Origin of the sequence: Pseudomonas sp. WS 5010 (assembly GCF_012985565.1) — a bacterium.
In the GTDB taxonomy this organism is placed as follows: Bacteria; Pseudomonadota; Gammaproteobacteria; order Pseudomonadales; family Pseudomonadaceae; genus Aquipseudomonas.
In genome coordinates this window covers 590,277-611,504 of sequence record NZ_JAAQWQ010000004.1, presented here as the reverse complement: position 1 = coordinate 611,504, position 21,228 = coordinate 590,277, and the positions used below count along the sequence as shown (strand labels likewise).

17 protein-coding genes are annotated in these 21,228 nt (G+C 61.8%); 8 read left to right on the top strand and 9 right to left on the bottom strand.

Going from position 1 to position 21,228, the window contains the following annotated elements; genetic code table 11:
- Positions 1-60 precede the first annotated feature (60 nt).
- Positions 61-1,875, bottom strand: a complete 1,815-nt coding sequence (locus HBO11_RS15985) for an NAD(P)/FAD-dependent oxidoreductase (protein ID WP_169953710.1) — start codon at positions 1,873-1,875, stop codon at positions 61-63.
- Positions 1,876-2,138: 263 nt separating this feature from the next.
- Here HBO11_RS15985 and HBO11_RS15980 point away from each other — a divergent pair, with 263 nt between their 5' ends.
- A complete protein-coding gene (locus HBO11_RS15980) occupies positions 2,139-3,584 on the top strand; it encodes a cytosine permease (RefSeq protein WP_169953708.1) in 1,446 nt (481 codons plus the stop codon).
- Positions 3,581-4,396, top strand: coding sequence for a nitrilase family protein (locus HBO11_RS15975; RefSeq protein WP_169953706.1), 816 nt, complete (start codon positions 3,581-3,583; stop codon positions 4,394-4,396). Before HBO11_RS15980 ends, HBO11_RS15975 begins: the two co-directional genes overlap by 4 nt.
- 60 nt (positions 4,397-4,456) lie before the next feature.
- Here the strand turns inward: HBO11_RS15975 and gbcB are convergent, their stop codons facing one another.
- Complete coding sequence (gbcB, locus tag HBO11_RS15970; RefSeq protein WP_169953703.1) at positions 4,457-5,557, bottom strand: glycine-betaine demethylase subunit GbcB; 1,101 nt, start codon at positions 5,555-5,557, stop codon at positions 4,457-4,459.
- A gap of 281 nt (positions 5,558-5,838) precedes the next feature.
- On the opposite strand from gbcB, the gene gbcA reads away from it, so the two are divergent.
- The gene (gbcA, locus tag HBO11_RS15965; protein WP_170058899.1) at positions 5,839-7,134 is read left to right on the top strand and encodes a glycine-betaine demethylase subunit GbcA; all 1,296 of its coding nucleotides are present in this window, start codon (positions 5,839-5,841) and stop codon (positions 7,132-7,134) included.
- An 854-nt stretch (positions 7,135-7,988) separates the two neighbouring features.
- On the opposite strand, the gene HBO11_RS15960 is transcribed toward gbcA, so the two are convergent.
- The 6 genes from HBO11_RS15960 to HBO11_RS15935 all read right to left on the bottom strand — a co-directional run bounded on the left by HBO11_RS15960 (position 7,989) and on the right by HBO11_RS15935 (position 15,771).
- Positions 7,989-8,759, bottom strand: coding sequence for an electron transfer flavoprotein subunit beta (locus tag HBO11_RS15960; protein WP_169953699.1), 771 nt, complete (start codon positions 8,757-8,759; stop codon positions 7,989-7,991).
- 15 nt (positions 8,760-8,774) lie between these two features.
- The gene (locus HBO11_RS15955; RefSeq protein WP_169953697.1) at positions 8,775-9,995 is read right to left on the bottom strand and encodes an electron transfer flavoprotein subunit alpha/FixB family protein; all 1,221 of its coding nucleotides are present in this window, start codon (positions 9,993-9,995) and stop codon (positions 8,775-8,777) included.
- On the bottom strand, positions 9,995-11,932 hold the full coding sequence (gene dgcB, locus HBO11_RS15950; protein WP_169953695.1) for a dimethylglycine demethylation protein DgcB: 1,938 nt from the start codon (positions 11,930-11,932) through the stop codon (positions 9,995-9,997). Before dgcB ends, HBO11_RS15955 begins: the two co-directional genes overlap by 1 nt.
- Before the next feature lie 185 nt (positions 11,933-12,117).
- Entirely contained in the window at positions 12,118-14,178 is a 2,061-nt protein-coding gene (gene dgcA, locus HBO11_RS15945; protein WP_169953693.1) for a dimethylglycine demethylation protein DgcA, read from the bottom strand.
- 15 nt (positions 14,179-14,193) lie between these two features.
- Complete coding sequence (locus tag HBO11_RS15940; protein ID WP_169953691.1) at positions 14,194-14,724, bottom strand: DUF5943 domain-containing protein; 531 nt, start codon at positions 14,722-14,724, stop codon at positions 14,194-14,196.
- Between the two features lie 69 nt (positions 14,725-14,793).
- A complete protein-coding gene (locus HBO11_RS15935) occupies positions 14,794-15,771 on the bottom strand; it encodes a dipeptidase (RefSeq protein WP_169953689.1) in 978 nt (325 codons plus the stop codon).
- 220 nt (positions 15,772-15,991) lie between these two features.
- Here HBO11_RS15935 and HBO11_RS15930 point away from each other — a divergent pair, with 220 nt between their 5' ends.
- Together HBO11_RS15930 and HBO11_RS15925 are read left to right on the top strand one after the other, a co-directional pair.
- Complete coding sequence (locus tag HBO11_RS15930; protein ID WP_169953687.1) at positions 15,992-16,393, top strand: lysozyme inhibitor LprI family protein; 402 nt, start codon at positions 15,992-15,994, stop codon at positions 16,391-16,393.
- A 42-nt stretch (positions 16,394-16,435) separates the two neighbouring features.
- A complete protein-coding gene (locus tag HBO11_RS15925) occupies positions 16,436-16,843 on the top strand; it encodes a DUF3010 family protein (protein WP_169953685.1) in 408 nt (135 codons plus the stop codon).
- Positions 16,844-16,975: 132 nt separating this feature from the next.
- Here the strand turns inward: HBO11_RS15925 and HBO11_RS15920 are convergent, their stop codons facing one another.
- Complete coding sequence (locus HBO11_RS15920; RefSeq protein WP_169953683.1) at positions 16,976-17,920, bottom strand: GlxA family transcriptional regulator; 945 nt, start codon at positions 17,918-17,920, stop codon at positions 16,976-16,978.
- Between the two features lie 193 nt (positions 17,921-18,113).
- Between HBO11_RS15920 and HBO11_RS15915 the strand changes: the two genes are divergently transcribed.
- The 3 genes from HBO11_RS15915 (at position 18,114) to HBO11_RS15905 (ending at position 21,125) form a co-directional block, all read left to right on the top strand.
- A complete protein-coding gene (locus HBO11_RS15915; protein ID WP_169953681.1) occupies positions 18,114-19,052 on the top strand; it encodes a choline ABC transporter substrate-binding protein in 939 nt (312 codons plus the stop codon).
- 74 nt (positions 19,053-19,126) lie between these two features.
- Complete coding sequence (locus HBO11_RS15910) at positions 19,127-20,014, top strand: 3-keto-5-aminohexanoate cleavage protein (RefSeq protein ID WP_169953679.1); 888 nt, start codon at positions 19,127-19,129, stop codon at positions 20,012-20,014.
- Positions 20,015-20,159: 145 nt separating this feature from the next.
- Positions 20,160-21,125, top strand: a complete 966-nt coding sequence (locus tag HBO11_RS15905) for an L-carnitine dehydrogenase (protein ID WP_169953677.1) — start codon at positions 20,160-20,162, stop codon at positions 21,123-21,125.
- The last annotated feature ends 103 nt before the right edge of the window (positions 21,126-21,228 follow it).

Sequence of the window (21,228 nt, the reverse complement as noted above, 5' to 3'; positions counted from 1 at the left end):
GAAGGAGCCGGCGTGCCGGCGATGGCGACCCTGAGGGCGCCATCGCCGGCACGTTGTTGCCTACAACTGGAGAGGTTGTAATGCGTCCCACTGATCAATCGGCCCGGGATTGTGTTCGATCGTCCCACCGCCAAACTTGACCGCCAACTTGTTCACCGCATTCAACGCCGTCGTCACCCCGCCCTCGGCCCAGCCCCCGGTCCAGGAAATATCATCTCCAGACAGAATGAAACCGTCCGGCGCGCCCTCCTTTACACCACTCATGAACTGGGAAAACAGCAGTCTTTGATACTCATACTGCCCCGGCAGGTTCATCTTGAAGGCACACAGGTAGAACGGCTCATTTTCCCAGTTGATCTCGATAAAAGGGTCAACCATGCCGAACTCGGCTGCCAGGTTTAGTTGCGTGTCGGCATACACCGTATCGAGTAAGGTCGTACACAAATCGACATGAGACGGCAACGGCGCGCTGCGGTCGCCAAGGAACTTCAGGCTGTCATCGTTCCAGGTATATGAGAGAAACATGCCGCTGCCCTTGTTCACCCCGTTGCTTGGGGCATAGTCCAGCAGATAGGTGCCACGGGTAAGGCGGTCCGACAAGGTCACACTCATCTTGTAGCGACCATTCTCGACATCATTCCAAAACGGCCGTCGAGTGTTGGCGAAGATCTTTGCCGATTGCATGTAATGGGTATACATCACCGCTTCCCAGGTAGCCTGGGGCAGTAAGTTGTTCATCGGCGTAAAGCGCTCTTTGCCATCCATATAGCGGAACTTGTCGAGCACTCGCACGTGAGGCGTATAAATCACACTTTTAAAGTTACGCAGGGTGTCTCCACCCTGTTTGTTGTCATGCAGGTACACATCGAACGTGCCATCGGCCAGGCGGTGGATCTGCCGGACTTCCTGGTTGAGAGGGTCAGCAATCTCCCGCCGCGTCAAACTCTCCACCGTCGTGCCTGCCGGCCAATGGACCTGGGTGTCGCCGAACGAAGCCGGCGTGCGGCTCCATAGGCGCAGGGGCAGCTCGCTGGAACCGTCATACATCAACGTGTGGTTGGTATCCAGGCCGGTGTACAACACCCGCAACACTTCCAGGAAACAGTTCGGATAGTCGGTGTTCCAGCCGCCAGTGCCGAAGCCTATCTGGCCAAACAGGTCAATGTCTTCGCGGCTCCACTTGGCTTGCTCGACCATGGCGGCATAGAAACTCAGGTCATCCCAGCCCGCCCTGAGGATCGTATTCCAGATCGCTTTGATTTCACCTTGGTCCACTGCCGTTTCCTGCATCGCGTTTTCCATGTCAGTGAACCGGATCGGGTCTTGTTCAAGGAATTCGCCGAAGAACATATCTTCGATTCGCCTGTATTTTTGCGGCAGGTCATTGCGTTCGTAGTAGGTCTGCTCGTTCTCGTAATCGACGAGGGTACTGGGGGCGGCGGGCGAGCCGGGGTTAGGGAAGTCCGCCGAGTTGGCGCTCATCCCGACCTTGGCAAAGTAGTGCATCAACGCCTTGCCGGACTTGGGGAAGCGCATCGCCCCCAGTTCACAGATCACCCGGCCTTGTGGGTCGTTGCGATCACCCAGCACATGGGAATAGAGCCGCCCGCCAATGCGCCCCGAAGCTTCCACCACTATCGGATGCAGGCCCATGCGCATCGCCTCGTAGGCTGCCACCAGCCCGGACACGCCGGCACCGACGATCAACACCTGCTCGCCAAGATGCTGCGCGGCAACTTGGGCCAGGGGCTTTTTAAGGATCGCGGCCTGCCATAAATAGCGGGCGTAATGAAACGGAAAGTCAGGAATCAGCGCCGTGACATTTTTGTTCAAAAGCCGCTGAGCACCTTGGGAGCGGGAGGGAATCGCAGACATGATGGCGTCCTTGCAGGTTGGGTAAATGTCCACCCTCTACTACAAGGCTAAAGGCGAATGCGACGAGACTAAGAGCCAGCCTAGTAGACCGTCCTCGCCACAATTAGATCGCTTTGCAATAAGAAAGAACGGCTCCATCGCCCCCCACGCGCAAAAGCCATTACTTAAGGAAAGTCTGAAGTGATTATTTATAGATCAGGATTTAATCGGGCCATCAGTTGCCCGATGCTGCGGCACTCACTATAAAAACAAGCCGTGAATCTATGAACGCCCTATCTGACAAGACGGTTCCCTGCGTCGCCCCTCGCCCAAAAATCGAGACCCGTTCCATTGACTATGTGCCGCGCAACGAACGGCACGGCAAAGTCTGGCATCAGGGACCCTTCTGGTTCACCGGCAACTTCGTCCTCACCACCATGGTCACCGGGTTCACCGGCGCCGCACTGGGCTTGAGCCTGGTCTACGCGATCCTGGCGATTGTCATCGGCGTGGGCCTGGGCACCTTTGCCATGGCCTTCCACGCCAACCAGGGCCCGCGCATGGGCTTGCCGCAGATGATCCAGTCACGGGCCCAGTTCGGGCTGCGCGGCGCTATCGTGCCGTTTGTCGCGGTGATCTTTGTGTACATCGGCTTCAATGTGTTCAACGTGATTCTCGCCACCGACGCCATCAACACGGTGCTGCCTGGCAGCCGGGCGCCGTGGTATGCGTTGATGATCATCCTCGCGGTGATGATTGCCGTGATCGGCCATGACCTGCTGCACACTGTGCAACGCTGGCTGACCTACGTGATGATCAGCGTATTCGCAGTGCTGACCGTTGCCGCCCTGATGAGCCTGTCGGCCGATGCCGCAGTGGCCGAGGCGCATTTCTCCTGGTCGGCGTTCCTGATCCAGCTCAGCGCCGCTGCCGGTTATCAGATCAGCTACGCCGTGTATGTATCGGACTACTCGCGCTACCTGCCCCATCAAACCCCGTCGCGCCGGGTGATTTTCTGGACCTACCTGGGGGCTGCCGGCTCGGCGCTGTGGCTGATGTCTCTGGGCGCGTTCCTGGCCTCGGCCCTGCCCTCGCCCGATGCCATCGCCAGCGTGCGCACGGTGGGCAACCAGGTGATTCCTGGCTTCGGCACCTTGACCGTGCTAATCGCGGTGCCGGCGCTGATTGGCATCATGGCGGTCAATTGCTATGGCGCGATGCTGACCGGCATCAGTGCCATCGACGGTTTCGTGAAAATCCAGCCGCGCCTCAAGAGCCGGGTCATTGGCATCGGCCTGGTGGCAGTGATCATTTTCCTGATCGCCTTGAGCATTCCCGACAGCTATCTGGCCAGCTTCAACACGTTCGTGCTGCTGATGTTGTACTTCCTGGTGCCATGGACTGCCGTCAACCTCGCCGACTTCTACCTGGTGCGCAAAGGCCAATACGCCATCAGCGATATCTTCAACCCCGCCGGCATCTATGGCCTATGGGGCAAGGCGGGCTTGGTCGCGTACTGCCTGGGCCTGGTGTCGATGATCCCGTTCATGTCGTTGAGTTTCTACGAAGGACCGGCCGCCGTGGCGCTGGGCGGGGCCGATATCGCCTTCGTGATCGGCCTGGGCGTTTCCGCGCTTATCTATTGCCTGATGAGCCGCAACCTTGACCGCGATGCCGAACACCGTGCCATTGCCGCCAGCGAGGCCATGTTGGAAGGTGGTAAGCCATGAACACCCTACGTGTCGTCTGTGATCAACTCGCCCCGCGTATCGCCGATGTGGAACACAACCGCGCACTCAGCGCCAAGGCCATTCGCGGTGCGGCGGCGCTGGGCGCGCAAGTGCTGGTGTTGCCGGAGCTGATGCAAAGCGGCTACGCGTTCAATGACCGGGAGGAAGCCCTGGCAGTGTCCGAGGAGCTGGACGGCCCGACACTCACCCGCTGGAAAACCCTCGCGAGCGAACTGGGCATCATTGTCGTGGCCGGCTTTTGTGAGCGCCTGGCGGCAGGCCAGGTGGCCAACAGCGCCGCGCTGATAGAGCCGGGCGGCAGGCTGACGGTGTATCGCAAGGCGCACTTGTGGGATCGCGAGAAATTGATCTTCACCCCCGGAACTGAACCGCCACCGGTGGTGGAAACCGCCGCTGGACGGATCGCTGTCATGATCTGCTACGACCTGGAACTGCCGGAGTGGGTACGCCTGGCAGCCCTGTCCGGGGCCGACCTGCTCTGTGTGCCGGTGAACTGGCCGGACGGCCCGCGCCCAGCCGGTGAAAGACCGGCAGAAATCGTGCGGGTCCAGGCCAATGCGGCGGTCAACCGGATGTTTATCGCCGCATGCGATCGCCATGGCGAAGAGCGGGGGGTCAACTGGATTGGGGGATCCGTCATTGTCGATGCCGATGGCTACCCATTGGCCGGAGCGGTCTCACATCAGAACGAACAACGCCTGGTGGCCGACCTGCCCCTGACCCAGGCCAGGGACAAGTTCATCAGCGAGCACAACCACGTGCACCAGGACCGTCGGCCGCAGTTGTACTGATCCGCCCGTTAACTCCCCTGATCGCTCCCACGCTCCACGTGGGAACGATCACACGATCTATCAGAACTCGATCCGCACATCGCCCTTCGGCACGCTGCAGCACGACAGGATGTAGCCCTCGGCTTCGTCTTCCTCGGTAATCCCGCCGTTGTGCTCCATTTCTACTTCCCCGCCCAGTTTCATCACCTTGCACGTGCCGCAAATGCCCATGCCGCAGGCCTTGGGGATCAGCAGGCCGAGCTTGGCCGCTGCCGCATGCACGGTTTCCCCAGGGGCCACACGGATACTTTTGCCCGACGAGATGAACTCCACCTGGTGCAAGTCCGCCAGGTCGATTTCTGGCGCATCGGCCGCCTGTTCGGCTTGCTCCACCGCATCGGCACGCGCCTCTGGCGGGGTCGCACCGAAGGACTCCTCGTGGTAGCGGGTCATGTCAAAGCCATTGGCTTCCAGCAGGCGCTTGACCGCGTTCATATAGGGCGTAGGGCCGCAGCAGAACACTTCGCGCTCAAGGAAGTCCGGCACCATCAGTTCGAGCATTTTCTGGTTGAGGTAGCCCCGATATCCGGCCCACGGTTCGCCCAGGCCGTGCTTCTCGCAGATCAGGTGCAGGCTGAAGTTGTCGATGCGCGAGGCCATATGCTCCAGCTCGCGGTGGTAGATGATGTCTTTGGGTGACCGGGCGCTGTGCACGAACACCATGTCGACATTGGCGTTGGTGTCGTAATACCAGCGCGCCATGGACATCACCGGGGTGATCCCCACGCCGCCGCTCAGGTACAGCACCTTGGGGTTGCTGAAGTCGATGGCGTTGAACAGCCCGACCGGCCCGTGTACTGCCAGTTCCTGGCCTTCGTGCAGGGTGTCGTGCAGCCAGTTGGAAACCTTGCCACCGGGCACGCGCTTGATCGTCACCGAGAAGCTGTAGGGCACCGACGGCGAGCTGGAGATGGTGTACGAGCGCATGATCGGCTGGCCGTCGATTTCCAGCTCCAGGGTGACGAACTGCCCCGGCTTGAAAAAGAACAGGATCGGCTGGTCGGCCATAAAGCAGAAGGTGCGCACATCCCAGGTTTCCTGGATGACTTTGACGCAACGGACGATGTGCCGACCATTGGCCCAGGTCTGGGTGGTGACAGGATTCAGGAAGCTGTTGGACATGCTGTTCTCCACGGCCGTAGTTCGGCTTGATGCTGGCGATTCTGCGTAAGGCCGCAACCTGCCATTTACCTATCTGCGACATTCGCATACTTATCGCGACCAGCCCCCATACCACTGGGGTTGCGCGTCGGGAACAGAGTGGGCCATGTCGTTAATGGACAAGGTTGCGGGCAGCGCCGGGCCCACACTCGCAGCCAACAACGACGCTTTCTTTACGCCTTGCTGCAAACCTGATTAGCCACTTATCGCGGCCACACAGAATGGCCTTGAGGACACACACGATGGACGTCACCGCAACCTTGAGCTTGGGCGATCCGCTGGAACCCGCACGCAAGGCCACCGCGCAAATGCTGCAGGAGCGCGAGCGCACTTTTTCACTGCCACAGCCGTTTTACTCTGACCAGCGCCTGTTCGATATCGACATGCAGGAGATCTTCCAGAAGGAATGGTTGATCGCCGGCATGACCTGCGAGATCCCCAGCAAGGGCAACTACCTGACCCTGCAGATCGGCAAGAACCCGATCATCGTGATCCGTGGCGCCGAGGGCGTGGTGCATGCCTTCCACAACGTCTGCCGCCACCGCGGCTCGCGCTTGTGCACCAGCGACAAGGGCAAGGTCGCCAAGCTCGTATGCCATTACCACCAGTGGACCTACGAACTGGACGGGCGCCTGCTGTTCGCCGGCACCGAGATGGGCGCTGACTTCGACATGAAGCAGTACGGCCTCAAACCGGTGAACGTGAAGACCGCCGGCGGCTACATCTTCATCAGCCTGGCCGAGAACCCGCCGGCCATCGATGACTTTTTGTCGACGCTGAACCACTACATGGAACCCTACGACATGGAGAACACCAAGGTGGCGATCCAGACCACCTTGTTCGAAAAAGCCAACTGGAAACTGGTGCTGGAAAACAACCGCGAGTGCTACCACTGCAACGCCTCGCACCCCGAACTGCTGAAAACCCTGCTGGAATGGGACGACGTCACCGACCCACGGGCCGACCAGGCCTTCAAGGACCACGTCGCCGCCTCCGCCGCCGCCTGGGACGCCGAGAAGATCCCTTACGCCCACGCCAGCTTCGGCCTGCGTAACCGCATCGTGCGCATGCCGTTGCTCAAGGGCACCGTGTCCATGACCCTGGATGGCAAGCAGGGCTGCAAGAAACTGATTGGCCGGATCAAGAACCCCGACCTGGGCTCGATGCGCATCCTGCACCTGCCCCACTCGTGGAACCACTGCATGGGTGATCACATCATCGTGTTTACCGTGTGGCCGATCAGCGCCCAGGAAACCATGGTCACCACCAAATGGATTGTCCACAAGGACGCCGTGGAAGGCGTGGACTATGACGTCGACCGCATGCGCCAGGTGTGGGACGCCACCAACGACCAGGACCGGCGCCTGGCCGAAGAGAACCAGCGCGGGATCAACTCCACCGCTTACCAGCCGGGGCCGTACTCCAAGACCTATGAGTTTGGTGTGGTGAACTTTGTGGACTGGTACAGCGAACGCATGTTGAACAACCTGGGAGCGGCGCCAGCGCCGTACCTTAAAGGTGTCGCCGCTCACGAATAACGGACACACCAGAGATCAAACTGTGGGGCTTGTGTGGGAGCGGGCTTGCCCGCGATTGCGGTGTATCAGTCACAGATTTGTTGGCTGACCCACCGTAATCGCGGGCAAGCCCGCTCCTACATTTGGTTACTCATCTGGTCAGAAATTAATCATCGCGCCTCCAGCCCGCTATTACCCTGCCCTCCAGCCATCCCCCAACAACTTATCCACAAAGCCACCCACAGTAATTGTGGGCAACTGCCTTATCTCCTTGAAATAAAACCAAGAAAATCCGTGACTTATTCAAAGCAGCGGGTTTGATCGAACATTGATCATTTTTTAATCAGAAGCGTACAAGCCACGTTTTATATGGCCTGTAGCGGATCGCAAACACCTTATCCACAGAAGCGCCAACAGACTTTGGGGGCAACTTCGGCCATTCTGTGGAAAACCGCCTGCAACCGAGCAAAATCGAGGCTTTACGCGCGTAAACCGATTGAAATGGCGATATTGATCATATTTCAACCAACTCACTGCAAGCCTTTATTCACATGGCCTGTAGCGGGTAGCGAACATCTTATCCACAGAAGCACCAACAGACTTTGGGGGCAACTATGAGCCGAGCTTTTTCCTTATCCACAGAAAAAGCCCAGTAAAAACCGTCGCTTAGGTTGGTTGTTTTTCGTACAGAGGGCTACAGGGCTTGATTTACATGGGGTGTGGACAGCCGCGAACAGGTTATCCACAGCTGGGCTAACAGGGATTGTGGGTAACACCGCAAACCCTGTAGGAGCTGGCTTGCCTGCGATGCAGGCACCGCGGTTTTTCAGTTACACCCAGGTGACGCCATCGCAGGCAAGCCAGCTCCTACAGGGTCAGCGCACCACGCCCTCTTCGACCAACAGCTTGAGAATCGCCTCGGCACCCGCCTCAGGGCTCACCCCCTTGAGCACCTGCCCACCGCCACCACTGGCCTTGGCCGTGGCGGCTTTCATGCGGTCGGCGCCGCTCTTGGCCTTGATCACCTTGAGTCGCTTGGGCCGAGGCTTGGCCGGTTGCAGCACGGCGCCTGTGAATAACTCATCGTCCACCACCTGCACGTCGTGCTCCTGCAGCACGCCACGCTGGGCCGGGCCGTAGGCGCTTTGCCGAGGCTTGGGCGCGGCGTTATCCACCGTGGCCAAAAAGGGCAGGCGCACCTTCAGGCGCCGCCGCTGCCCGCGAGGCAGCGCTTGCAGCACAAGGGCCACGCCGCTGTCGATGGACTCCACCTGGGCCAGGCCGACGATCAGCGGCCAGCCCAGTTGCTCGGCCAACAGGAACGGCAACATGCCCGAGCCTTCGCCGGTTTCGGCCTGGCTGCCGGTGAGCACCACCTGGGCGCCAGCGTCCCGCAGGTAGTCACCGAGTACCGGCAAGGCATCGGCGCCAGCCGGTTGTTCCAGCACGTGCAACTGCGCCAGCCCCATGCCCAGGTAGGCGCGCAGGGTCGGTTCGGCGATGTCGCCGGCATGCAGGACTTGCAGGTTATCCCCAGCCAGTTGCAGCCCCAGCTCGACGGCGCGGGCATCCTGTTCGGCGCGGCGCGGACGGCCGGAGGTCGGGTGGGCGCCTATGGATACCAGGCTGATTACATGGGTGGTCATGGCCATATCCTTTGTTTAAGCCGCATCGCGCTTGGCGCCGTTGCGGTGGGCCTGGACCGCTGCAATCAAGGCCCGGAGAATGTCACCGCTGTCGCCGATTACCGACAGGTCGGCGCGCTTGATCATGTCGCAACCCGGATCGAGGTTGATCGCCACCACCTTGTCGCAGGCCCCGATGCCTTGCAGGTGCTGGATCGCCCCGGAGATCCCGACCGCCACATACACCCGCGCGGTGACCCAGATACCACTGGCGCCGACCTGGCGATCACGGGTCATAAAACCATCGTCCACCGCCACCCGCGACGCACCTTCGGTGGCGCCCAGGGCAGCGGCGGTCTGGTGGAACAGGTGCCAATCCTTGACCCCGTTGCCACCGGAGAAAATAAACTCGGCCTCGGCCATGGGAATCGCACCGGGATCCACCGCCACCGCGCCCAAATCCTCGATACGCGGCAAGCTGCGCGCCAGGGCTGTGGATAACTCCACGGGCAACACTTCGTGACGCGTATCGCTGACCGGATCGGCGCATTCCACAGCAGCCAGGATCAGCCGTGGCAGCGCGCGCGCCAGGTCTTCCCGGCCTGCGCCGGCACGGCCGATGCACTCAGAGCCCTTGATCTGCCACACCCGGGTGGCCGGGCGTTCCTTGAGGCTGGCGGCAAAGCGCCGCCCCAGTTCGCCACCGCCACTGCGGCTGTCGGGCAGCAGCCAATGACGCGGGCTGAACTGGTTATCCACAGCCCGCAGGCCATGGACCCGCTGCTCCGGTGAATAACCGTCGAATTCGTGCCCGTCGAGCACCAGCAGGCGGTCCACGCCGGCCGTGTCGAAGGCACTTTCCTTATGCTCGCCAAACACCACCGCCAGCACCGCGCCGTCGCTGCCGGCCAGTTGCCGCGCCAGGCCCAGCAAGTCGCGGTCGTGGCTGCTCAGGCGGCCGCCGACCATGTCCGGCACCACGTTGATGTAGAACGCCGGGGCTGGCACCTGGTGCAACGGCAACTGCACTTGCGCCGCTGCCGTACGTTTGGTCGCACCGCCCTGCTGGGCGCCGCTGCGGTCGATACGCTTGATGCCGTTGGGCCCGATAAAACCTATGCCATGCACGTTTTTACGGAGGATGCCGTTAGGCCCCATCCAGCTGTGCTGTTCCGGTTGCATCGCCGCATGCAGCGGGTGCAAGCGGTTGCGGGCGATCCATTCGGCCCGTGGGTCGCGGCGGATAATGTCGCTCATCAGTGGACCTCCGCTGGTACACGCGTGTTCTTGGCCGGTACAGCCTCTTCGAGCAAGGCGTCCGCCACCAACTCGGCAATGTCCTTGATCAGTGGGCGGGGTTCGACCACCCCTTCGAGCATCGCCGTGCACTGTGGACAACCCACGGCCACCAGTTCGGCGCCGGTCTCGCGGATGTCTTCCATGCGCATGTCGGGGATGCGCTGCTTACCGGGAATATCGGTGATCGGCGCGCCGCCACCGCCACCGCAACAACGGGAACGGAACCCCGAACGTTGCATCTCCTTGACCTCGATCCCCAGCGCCCGCAGCACTTGGCGCGGTGCCTCGTACTCACCGTTATAGCGGCCCAGGTAGCACGGGTCGTGGTAGGTCACGCTGTTGCCTTTGTGCTGGTCCAGGTTCAGCAGGCCTGCGTCGATCAGCTCGGCCATGTAGGTGCTGTGGTGCTGCACCCGGTAGTTGCCGTCGAAGGCGCCGTATTCGTTTTTCAGCACATGGAAGCTATGGGGATCGCAGGTGACGATGCGCTGGAAGCGGTACTTGGCCAGGGTCTGGATATTGCGCGCGGCCAGCAGCTGGAACGTTGCCTCATCGCCCAGACGCCGGGCCACGTCGCCGCTGTCACGCTCCTCAAGGCCCAGTACGGCGAAGTCGACCTTCGCCGCCTTCAGCACTTTGACGAAGGCGCGCAGGGTGCGCTGGTTACGCATGTCGAAGGCGCCGTCGCCGACCCAGAACAGCACGTCGGTGCTGCCTTTATCGCCGAGCAGCGGCAGGTTCAAGTCCGCCGCCCAGTTCATCCGCCCACCCGGGGCGAACCCGCCGGGGTTGTCGGTGGCGATCAGGTTCTCCAGGACTTCGGCGCCCTTGTTCGGGGTCGCGCCTTTTTCCAGGGTCAGGTGGCGACGCATATCGACGATGGCATCTACGTGCTCGATCATCATCGGGCATTCTTCGACACAGGCACGACAGGTGGTGCACGACCACAATGTCTCGGCATCCACCAGGCCATTGACGATCGGTTGGTGCGGATTGCCGCTGTGTTCGCCGATGGCCTTACCCGGGTAAGGGCTGCCGGCGAACTTGGCATCGGTGCCGCCGGCCAGGCCGACCACCATGTCCTGGATCAGTTTTTTCGGGTTCAGCGGCTGGCCGGCGGCAAACGCCGGGCACGCGGCTTCGCACTTGCCGCACTGCACGCAGGCGTCGAAGCCCAGCAGTTGGTTCCAGGTGAAATCCTTGGGTTTTTCCACGCCCAGGGGCGCGCTCTTGTCGCTCAGGTCCAGCGGCTTCAAGCCGGTAGAGCGGCCCCCGCCAAAGCGTTCGGCGCGGCGGTGCCAGGCCAGGTGCAGGGCGCCGGCAAAGGCGTGTTTCATCGGGCCGCCCCAGGTCATGCCGAAGAACAGTTCCGACACACCCCACAGCACGCCCACACCAAGCAGTACGGCCAGCAGCCAGCCACCGAAGTCGGCAGGCAGGAGCCCGGCCACCGGCAACGTCACTAGGAAGAAGCTCACCGAGAACGCCATCAGGCTTTTCGGCAGGCGCATCCACGGGCCTTTCGACAGCCGCGACGGCGGGTTGCGCCGGCGCAGATAGACGAAGGTGGCGCCGACAAACATCAGCACCGACGCCAGCAGCAAGGCGTAGCCGAGGATGCGGTTATGCAGGCCGAAGCCGTGCACCAGGATCGCCAGCAATGCCGACAGCACAAAGCCCAGGGCCGTGGCGACGTGGGTGTTGGCGATGTATTTGTCGCGGGCGACCACGTGGTGCAGGTCGACCATATAGCGCTTGGGCATGGCCAGCAGACCGCCCAGCAGGTCGACCTTGGCAGCACGGCCCCGGCGCCACATGTTCATCCGGCGCACAGCACCGAGGACGGCCAGGCCTATCGCTGCGAACAAAAGAACAGGAAGCAAGGTGTTCAACATGGTGAAGCTCCCACAGACCACGCAAGTCTCGCGTGGGACCCGGCTCAATGTGGGAGCTGGCTTGCCTGCGATGGCATCACCCAGGTCTCACTCGAGACCGAGTTGCCTGCATCGCGGGCAAGCCCGGCTCCTACATAAAGCAGCTCCCACATTTTTGACCGAGTCCACATTGGTTCGGTGTTGGGTCAGAAATCCTTGCACAAGCGCAGGGCGTCGTAGATCGCAGCGTGGGTATTGCGCTGGGCCACACAGTCACCGATGCGGAACAGCAGGTACCCTTCCCCCGGCTCGCTCAGGCACGGTTGCGGCTTGATCGCGAACAGCGCCTCGACGTCCATCTGCCCCTTGTTGCGCGCCCCTTGCTTGAGGGCGTAGTAGATTTCTTCGTCCGGACGCACGCCGTTCTCCACCACCACCTGGTCCACCACCCGTTCTTCCTTGGCGCCGGTGTATTCGTTCTCCAGCACGGCTACCAGCTTGTCGCCCTCGCGGTAGACCTTCTCCAGCATCATGTCGCCGGTCATGATCACTTCCTTGGGATACATGCTGCGGTAGTAGGTCGGGAATGACGTACCGCCGATGGCCACGCCAGGCTTGATGTCGTCGGTGACGATCTCGACCTGGCAGCCCTTGTCGGCCAAAAAGTCGGCCACCGACATACCGGTGAATTCGCAGATGGTGTCGTACACCAGCACGTTCTTGCCCGGCGCCACCTTGCCGTCGAGCACGTCCCAACTGCTGACCACCAGGCCTTCTGCCGCGCCCCAGTGTTCGTTCTGCTCGATGAACGGATGCCCGCCCACCGCCAGCACCACCACATCGGGGCGCAGGTCGAGGATGGTCGCGGCATCCGCCGCCACGCCCAGGCGCAGGTCGACGTTCAGCCGTGCCAGTTCCAGCTGGAACCAGCGGGTGATACCGGCGATCTGGTCGCGCTGCGGCGCCTTGGACGCCGTGGTGATCTGCCCGCCGATAAAGTCTTTTTTCTCGAACAGAGTCACGTCGTGGCCGCGCTCGGCAGCGACCCGCGCCGCTTCCATCCCGGCCGGGCCGGCACCGACCACCACCACTTTGCGCTTGGGCCCGGTGGATTTTTCGATGATGTGCGGCACGCCCATGTATTCACGGGAGGTTGCCGCGTTCTGGATACACAGCACGTCCAGGCCCTGATACTGGCGGTCGATGCAATAGTTGGCGCCGACGCACTGCTTGATCTGGTCGATCTGGCCCATCTTGATCTTGGCGATCAGGTGCGGGTCGGCCATGTGCGCGCGGGTCATGCCGACCATGTCCACATAGCCGCCTTCGAGAATGCGCGTGGCCTGGTTCGGGTCCTTGATGTTCTGCGCGTGCAGCACCGGGGACTTGACCACTTCCTTGATCCCGGCCGCCAGGTGCAGGAACGGCTCCGGTGGATAACTCATGTTGGGGATCACGTTGGCCAGGGTGTTGTGGGTGTCGCAACCCGAGCCGACCACGCCGATGAAGTCGAGCATGCCGGTGTCGTCGTAGTACTTGGCGATCTGTTTCATGTCCTCGTGGGACAGGCCGTCCGGGTGGAATTCATCCCCGCACAAACGGATACCCACGCAAAAGTCCGGACCGACCTCCGCACGCACAGCCTTGAGCACTTCCAGGCCGAAACGCATGCGGTTTTCAAAGCTGCCGCCCCATTCATCGGTGCGTTTGTTGACCCGTGGGCTCCAGAACTGGTCGATCATGTGCTGGTGCACCGCCGACAGTTCCACGCCATCCAGGCCACCGGCCTTGGCCCGGCCTGCGGCGCTGGCGTAGTTGCCGATCACCCGCCAGATTTCTTCCGGCTCGATGGTCTTGCAGGTCGCACGGTGCACCGGCTCACGCACGCCCGAGGGTGACATCAGGGTCGGCCAGTTGAAGCCGTCCCAACGCGAGCGGCGCCCCATGTGGGTAATCTGGATCATGATCTTGGCGCCATGCTTGTGCATCGCGTCAGCCAGGTTCTGGAAGTGCGGGATGATGCGGTCGGTGGACAGGTTCACCGAACTCCACCACTCCTGCGGGCTGTCGATCGCCACCACCGAGGAGCCGCCACAGATCGCCAGGCCAATGCCGCCCTTGGCTTTCTCTTCGTAATACCTGATGTAGCGCTCGGTGGTCATCCCGCCGTCGGTGGCATACACCTCGGCGTGGGCGGTACTGAGCACGCGGTTACGGATGGTCAGTTTGCCGATCTGGATCGGCGCAAACATTGCTTCGAAAGCCATGGCACGGTCCTCGGCTTACAACGGCTTGACGGTGAACAGACCGTCGTCGTGGCCCTCTTCGGAGCCTCCGTAGACTTGCTCGGCGACGGTGCGGATGTTGCTGCCGCGCGCTTGCAGAATCTGGTCCATGGCACCGGCAAACCAGCCGGTGAACATGTAGTCGACCTTGCGCCCGACCTTGCCGTACACATAGACGAAGGCCGAGTGTTCGAGGGTGACGCTGGCGGTGCCTTTATCGAGGTCGATGTCCTGGATCTTGAACAGGCCCCAGCCGCGCTGCGACAGGCGCTTCATGTAGTGTTCGAACACCGCGACGCCTTCCAGGCCGTGGCATTCTGCTTCTTTTTCACACCAGTGCCAGGCGGACTTGTAGCCGGCCTTGTAGAGGATTTCGGCGTAGGCGTCAGCGCCCAGGACCTCTTCGATACCCATGTGGTTGTTGACGAAAAAATGGCGCGGCACGTACAGCATCGGCAGGGCGTCGGAAGTCCAGACACCGGTTTCGCTGTCGACTTCGATAGGCAATTGCGGGGCGATCTTGGCCATGGAAACTCAACTCCAGAAAATTCGGTTTGGTGCCCGCCGCACGGATGGCAGCGGGAAAGAATGCAGGGCTTATTCGCCCCAGACGTCCTTGAGAACGTTGACCCAGTTCTCGCCCATGATCTTGCGCACTACGCGCTCGCTGTGGCCGCGCTTGAGCAGGGTTTCGGTCAGGTTGGGGAACTCGCCCACGGTGCGGATGCCCAGCGGGTTGATGATCTTGCCGAAGCTGGTCAGGCGGCGGGCGTAGCCCTTGTCATGGGTCAGCATTTCGAAGAAATCCTGGCCATGGCCCTGGGTGAAGTCGGTGCCGATGCCGATGGCGTCTTCGCCGACGATGTTCATGGTGTACTCGATGGCTTCGGCGTAGTCGTCGATGGTCGAGTCGATGCCCTTGGCCAGGAACGGTGCAAACATGGTCACGCCGACAAACCCGCCGTGGTCGGCAATGAACTTGAGTTCTGCATCGGACTTGTTGCGCGGATGCTCTTTCAGGCCGGACGGCAGGCAATGGGAGTAGCACACCGGTTTCTTCGATTCGAGGATGACTTCTTCGGATGTCTTGGAGCCGACGTGGGACAGGTCGCACATGATCCCGACACGGTTCATCTCAGCAACGATCTCACGCCCGAAGCCCGACAGGCCGCCGTCACGCTCGTAACAGCCGGTGCCCACCAGGTTCTGGGTGTTGTAGCACATCTGCACCACACCGACGCCGAGCTGCTTGAAGATCTCGACGTAGCCGAGCTGGTCCTCAAAGGCATGGGCATTCTGGAAGCCGAAGATGATGCCGGTCTTGCCCTGCTCCTTGGCGCGGCGGATGTCGGCGGTGGTCTTCACCGGGATCACCAGGTCGCTGTTCTCGCGGATCAGGGTCTGGCTGGCCACGATGTTATTGATGGTGGCCTGGAAGCCTTCCCACACCGACACCGTGCAGTTGGCGGCGGTCAGGCCACCCTTGCGCATGTCCTCGAACAGGTCGCGGTTCCACTTGGCAATGATCAGCCCGTCGATAACGATGCTATCGGCGTGCAGTTCGGCTGGGCTCATCAGGCGTCCCCTTATTGGCGATTCATGCGCCGAATCGTCTGCCGGCGCTTTGGGGCCAGCATATGCCCAGGGGCTGACAGAGCCGGGTGCAAAAACGACAGGGGAATTGCCGAAAGCGTCAATCCACGACAAAGGGTGCACGCAGGTGTCTGTCCTGCATCTGTTCTTTGGCCTACGCTTGAGCCAGAATTCGACCCATCCACTGATATGAGAAGGCGCAATGAAACCGATTTTCCTGGCTTTGGCACTCCTCGCCACCGGCGTCCACGCAGCCGAAGACACCGACAGCACCCCGTGTGATGGCATCGAAAACGACAAACAGACCCTGGAATGCGCCTCCTACAACAAAACCACCGCCGAACAGCTGCTCAAGGATAACTACCAGGGCCTGCTGGAACGCATGGGCTCCACCTACGCCAGCAACAAGGCGCAGTTGGCGGACATCACCGCTCGTCTGAAGGATGCCCAGCAGAAGTGGGAAAAACTGCGGGATGCCGACTGCGCGGTGGACACCTTCCCGGCAGTCACCGGCACCAAGGCCTACGCCATTGCGCAAAATGACTGCCTGGCGCGGATGAGTGATGAGCGGTCGGAGTTTTTGGAGTCGATCGGGCAGGAATAAGCGACAATCGCGCCCATCCTTTCCTCTGAACCAAGGCCACCCATGACTCTCTGCGGCATCGAAATCAAAGGCAGCGAAGCCATCATCGCCGTTGCCACCCTGGATCTGGCCCACGTCGCCCTGGCCACCAAGAAAATCGCCCTCGAGGACGATGACGAGGCGGCCAACGTCAAAGCTTTCGCCAGCCAGGTGGCCGCGTTTGTACGCGACAACGGCATCACCCGTATCGCGATCAAGAAACGCAGCAAAAAAGGCGAATTCGCCGGCGGCCCGACCACGTTCAAGATTGAAGGAGTGCTGCAGTTGCTGGACGGCGTTGAAGTGACACTGCTGTCGCCGCAGACCATCAATGCGCAGAACAAGAAGCACGACTTTGCGTTGCCGGCGACGCTGAACAAGTATCAGCATGAGGCGTTTAAAACCGCGTGCTCGGCCTTGGTAAAAAAGTAAGCCCCACCACAAATCCGATGTAGGAGCTGGCTTGCCTCCGATAGCGGTGGGTCAGCAACTTATCTGCCAACTGATAGACGGCTATCGCAGGCAAGCCAGCTCCTACATGGGGTCGGCGTATGCGCAATAGACTTACACCACCTCCCGCCGCCGATCCTCCCGCGGGCACTTGGCAAACCGCGCCCGGTAGCTTCGAGTGAAATACGACGGCGACTCGAACCCACAGGCAATGCTTACTTCCAGCACGCTCATGCCGCTCTGGCGCAGTAACTGCCGGGCTTTTTCCAGGCGCAGGCCGAGGTAGAAGTTGCTCGGGGTGTCATTGAGATGCAGGCGGAACAGGCGCTCCAGCTGGCGCCGTGTGACCTTGATCATCTGCGCCAGCGCCAGGGTGCTCAGGGGCGGTTCGGTGTGTTGTTCCATCTCGCCAATCACCTGCACCAGCTTCTGGTTGTTGATGCCGTAGCGCGTGGCGATCTGCATGCGCTGGTGGTCTTTGCGCGGGCGGATGCGGCCCAGCACGAATTGCTCGGAAACCTGGATCGCCAGCTCCGGGCCGTGGGCCTGGCTGATCAGGTCGAGCATCAGGTCGATGGACGCGGTGCCGCCGGCGCAGGTGATACGCCGGCGGTCGATCTCGAACAGTTCCTGGGTCACGGCCAGTGCGGGATAGGATTCCTTGAAGGCATCGATGGCCTCCCAATGCAGGGTCAGGCGGTAGCCGTCGAGCAGGCCGGCCTGGGCCAGGACGAAACTGCCGGTGTCGATAGCGCCGAGGGTCACGCCGTCATGGTCGAGGCGGCGCAGCCAGTGCTCCAGGGCCGGCGTGGCGAATTCCAGGGGCTCGAAGCCGGCGACTACCAGCAGAGTCGCACCTTTTTTCAGAGGCTCAAGCCCGGCGTCGGCGTTGACCGACATGCCGTTGCTCGCCAGCACTGCACCACCGTCAGCGCTCAGCACATGCCAGCGATACAGCTCGCCGCGAAAGCGGTTGGCCACGCGCAGCGGTTCGATGGCCGAGATAAAGCCGATGGCCGAGAAACCCGGCATCAGCAGGAAGTAGAAATCCTGGGACATGGTGCGCACTCGTGGGACGGGTAGCGTGGTCACTGTGATACGCCAGTTCCAGCGCCCATTCAAGGGCACAGGTCGCTGCAGTGCAAGAGTGGGTCGCCGCCGTGCGTTTTGCCGCGCCGCAAGCTGGGTAACTTGGCGGCACGGTGCACAAAGACGCCGGAACCCACAATAACGACCTGCCGAGGGATCCATCATGAACCGACTGATCAGCCGCTGCGTGCTCGCACTCAGTGCCGTCTTGAGCACCAGCCTGTGGGCCGCCGATGCCGCTTCCTGTAAGAACGTGCGCATGGGCGTGGTGAACTGGACCGACGTGATCGCCACCAGCGCCATGACCCAGGTGCTGCTCGACGGCCTCGGCTACAGCACCAAGCAAACCAGTGCGTCCCAGCAAATCATCTTCTCCGGCATTCGCGACCAGCGCCTGGACCTGTTCCTCGGCTACTGGAACCCGCTGATGACCCAGACCATCACCCCGTTCGTCGACGCCGGGCAGGTCAAAGTCCTCGAGGCGCCCAGCCTCAAGGACGCCCGCGCGACCCTGGCGGTGCCGACCTATCTGGCAGACAAGGGCCTGAAAACCTTCGCCGACATTGCCAAGTTCCAGAAAGAGCTGGGCGGCAAGATCTACGGCATCGAACCAGGCTCCGGGGCCAACACCCAGATCAAGGCGATGATCGCCAAGAACCAGTTCGGCCTGGGCAAATTCCAGTTGGTGGAGTCCAGCGAGGCCGGCATGCTCGCCGCCGTGGACCGCGCCGTACGCCGCAACGAAGCCGTGGTGTTCTTTGGCTGGGCGCCGCACCCGATGAACGTCAATGTGCAGATGACCTACCTGTCCGGCAGCGAGGACGCCCTGGGGCCCAATGAAGGCATGGCCACGGTCTGGACAGTGACCACCCCGACCTACGCCGAGCAATGCCCGAATGTGCACAAGTTGCTGACCAACCTGACGTTCACCGCCGCCCAAGAGAGCCGGATGATGCAGCCGTTGCTGGAGCACAAAGATGCGTTCGAGTCGGCCCGCCAGTGGCTCAAGGATCACCCCCAGGACCAGCAGCGTTGGCTGGAGGGCGTGACCACGTTCGACGGCAAGCCCGCTGCCGCCCATCTGCAATTGACCAGCAAATAACCTCTCCCGAATCACCGTTTCGCGGCCAACAACGGCCGCGAACGGCACTACCACGCCTGTAAGGAACCTGCCCCATGAACCACGACGTCATCATCACCTGCGCACTCACCGGTGCTGGCGACACGACCGCCAGAAGCCCCCACGTGCCGGTCACCCCCAGGCAAATCGCTGCGGCTGCGGTAGAGGCCGCCAAAGCCGGCGCCACCGTGGTGCATTGCCATGTGCGCGACCCGCACACCGGCAAGTTCAGCCGCGACGTGGCGCTGTACCGCGAGGTGATGGAGCGCATCCGCGAGGCGGACATCGACATCATCGTCAACCTCACCGCCGGCATGGGCGGCGACCTGGAAATCGGCGGTGGCGAGAACCCCATGGCGTTCGGCCCCAATACCGACCTGGTCGGCCCGCTGACCCGCCTGGCCCACGTCGAGGCACTGCTGCCGGAAATCTGCACCCTGGACTGCGGCACCCTGAACTTTGGCGATGGCGACACTATTTATGTGTCCACCCCGGCCCAGCTGCGGGCGGGCGCCAAGCGCATCCAGGAACTGGGGGTGAAGGCCGAGCTGGAGATTTTCGATACCGGCCACCTGTGGTTCGCCAAGCAACTGATCAAGGAAGGCCTGCTCGACAACCCACTGTTCCAACTGTGCCTGGGCATCCCCTGGGGTGCGCCGGCCGATACCACCACCATGAAAGCCATGGTCGACAACCTGCCCGCCGACGCGGTGTGGGCCGGCTTTGGTATCGGGCGCATGCAGATGCCGATGGCGGCGCAGGCGGTGCTGCTGGGCGGCAACGTGCGGGTTGGGTTGGAAGACAACTTGTGGTTGGACAAGGGCGTGCTGGCGACCAATGGGCAACTGGTGGAGCGTGCCGGGGAAATCCTCAGCCGCCTGGGCGCGCGGGTTCTGACCCCGGCTGAAGGCCGAACCAAGATGGGCCTGACCAAACGTAGCTAATCCCCTGCCGCAACCGGCTCAAAAATGTAGGAGCTGGCTTGCCTGCGATAGCGGTGTATCAGTTGATGCATTTGGCACTGACCCACCGCTATCGCAGGCAAGCCAGCTCCCACAATGAACCTCTTTAGCACTGGAAATTACCGAAATGAGCTTTATCACCGAAATCAAAACCTTCGCCGCCCTGGGCAGTGGTGTCATCGGCAGCGGCTGGGTATCCCGCGCCCTCGCCCATGGCCTGGATGTGGTGGCCTGGGACCCGGCGCCCGGCGCCGAAGCGGCCCTGCGCAAGCGTGTCGCCAATGCCTGGGCCGCCCTGGAAAAGCAGGGCCTGGCACCGGGCGCCTCCCAGGACCGCCTGCGGTTTGTCGCGACCATCGAAGAATGCGTGCAAGACGCCGACTTCATCCAGGAAAGCGCCCCCGAACGCCTGGAGCTGAAGCTGGAGCTGCACAGCAAGATCAGCGCGGCAGCCAAGCCCAATGCGTTGATCGGCTCCAGCACTTCGGGGCTTTTGCCCAGCGAGTTTTATGAAAGCGCCACACACCCGCAGCGCTGCGTGGTCGGCCACCCGTTCAACCCGGTGTACCTGCTGCCGCTGGTGGAAGTGGTCGGCGGCAAACACACTGCGCCCGAAGCGATCCAGGCGGCGATAAAAGTCTACGAATCCCTGGGCATGCGCCCGCTGCATGTGCGTAAGGAAGTCCCCGGTTTTATCGCCGACCGCTTGCTTGAGGCGCTGTGGCGCGAGGCGTTGCATCTGGTCAACGACGGTGTAGCGACCACCGGCGAGATCGACGATGCGATCCGCTTTGGCGCCGGTTTGCGCTGGTCGTTCATGGGCACGTTCCTCACCTACACCCTGGCCGGCGGCGATGCCGGGATGCGGCATTTCATGGCGCAATTCGGCCCGGCGTTGCAGCTGCCGTGGACGTACCTGCCGGCCCCGGAACTGACGGACAAACTGATTGATGATGTGGTCGATGGCACCCGCGAGCAGTTGGGCAGCCATAGCATTGCGGCGCTGGAGCGCTATCGTGATGATTGCCTGCTGGCGGTGCTGGAGGCGGTGAAGACCACCAAGGAAAAACACGGCATGAGCTTCGCCGAATAGCGGCTGTTTATTTCTGTGGGAGCTGGCTTGCCTGAAATAACGGTGTTGGATTGACCACCACCATCGCAGGCAAGCCAGCTCCCACAGTTGACCGCGTACAGAT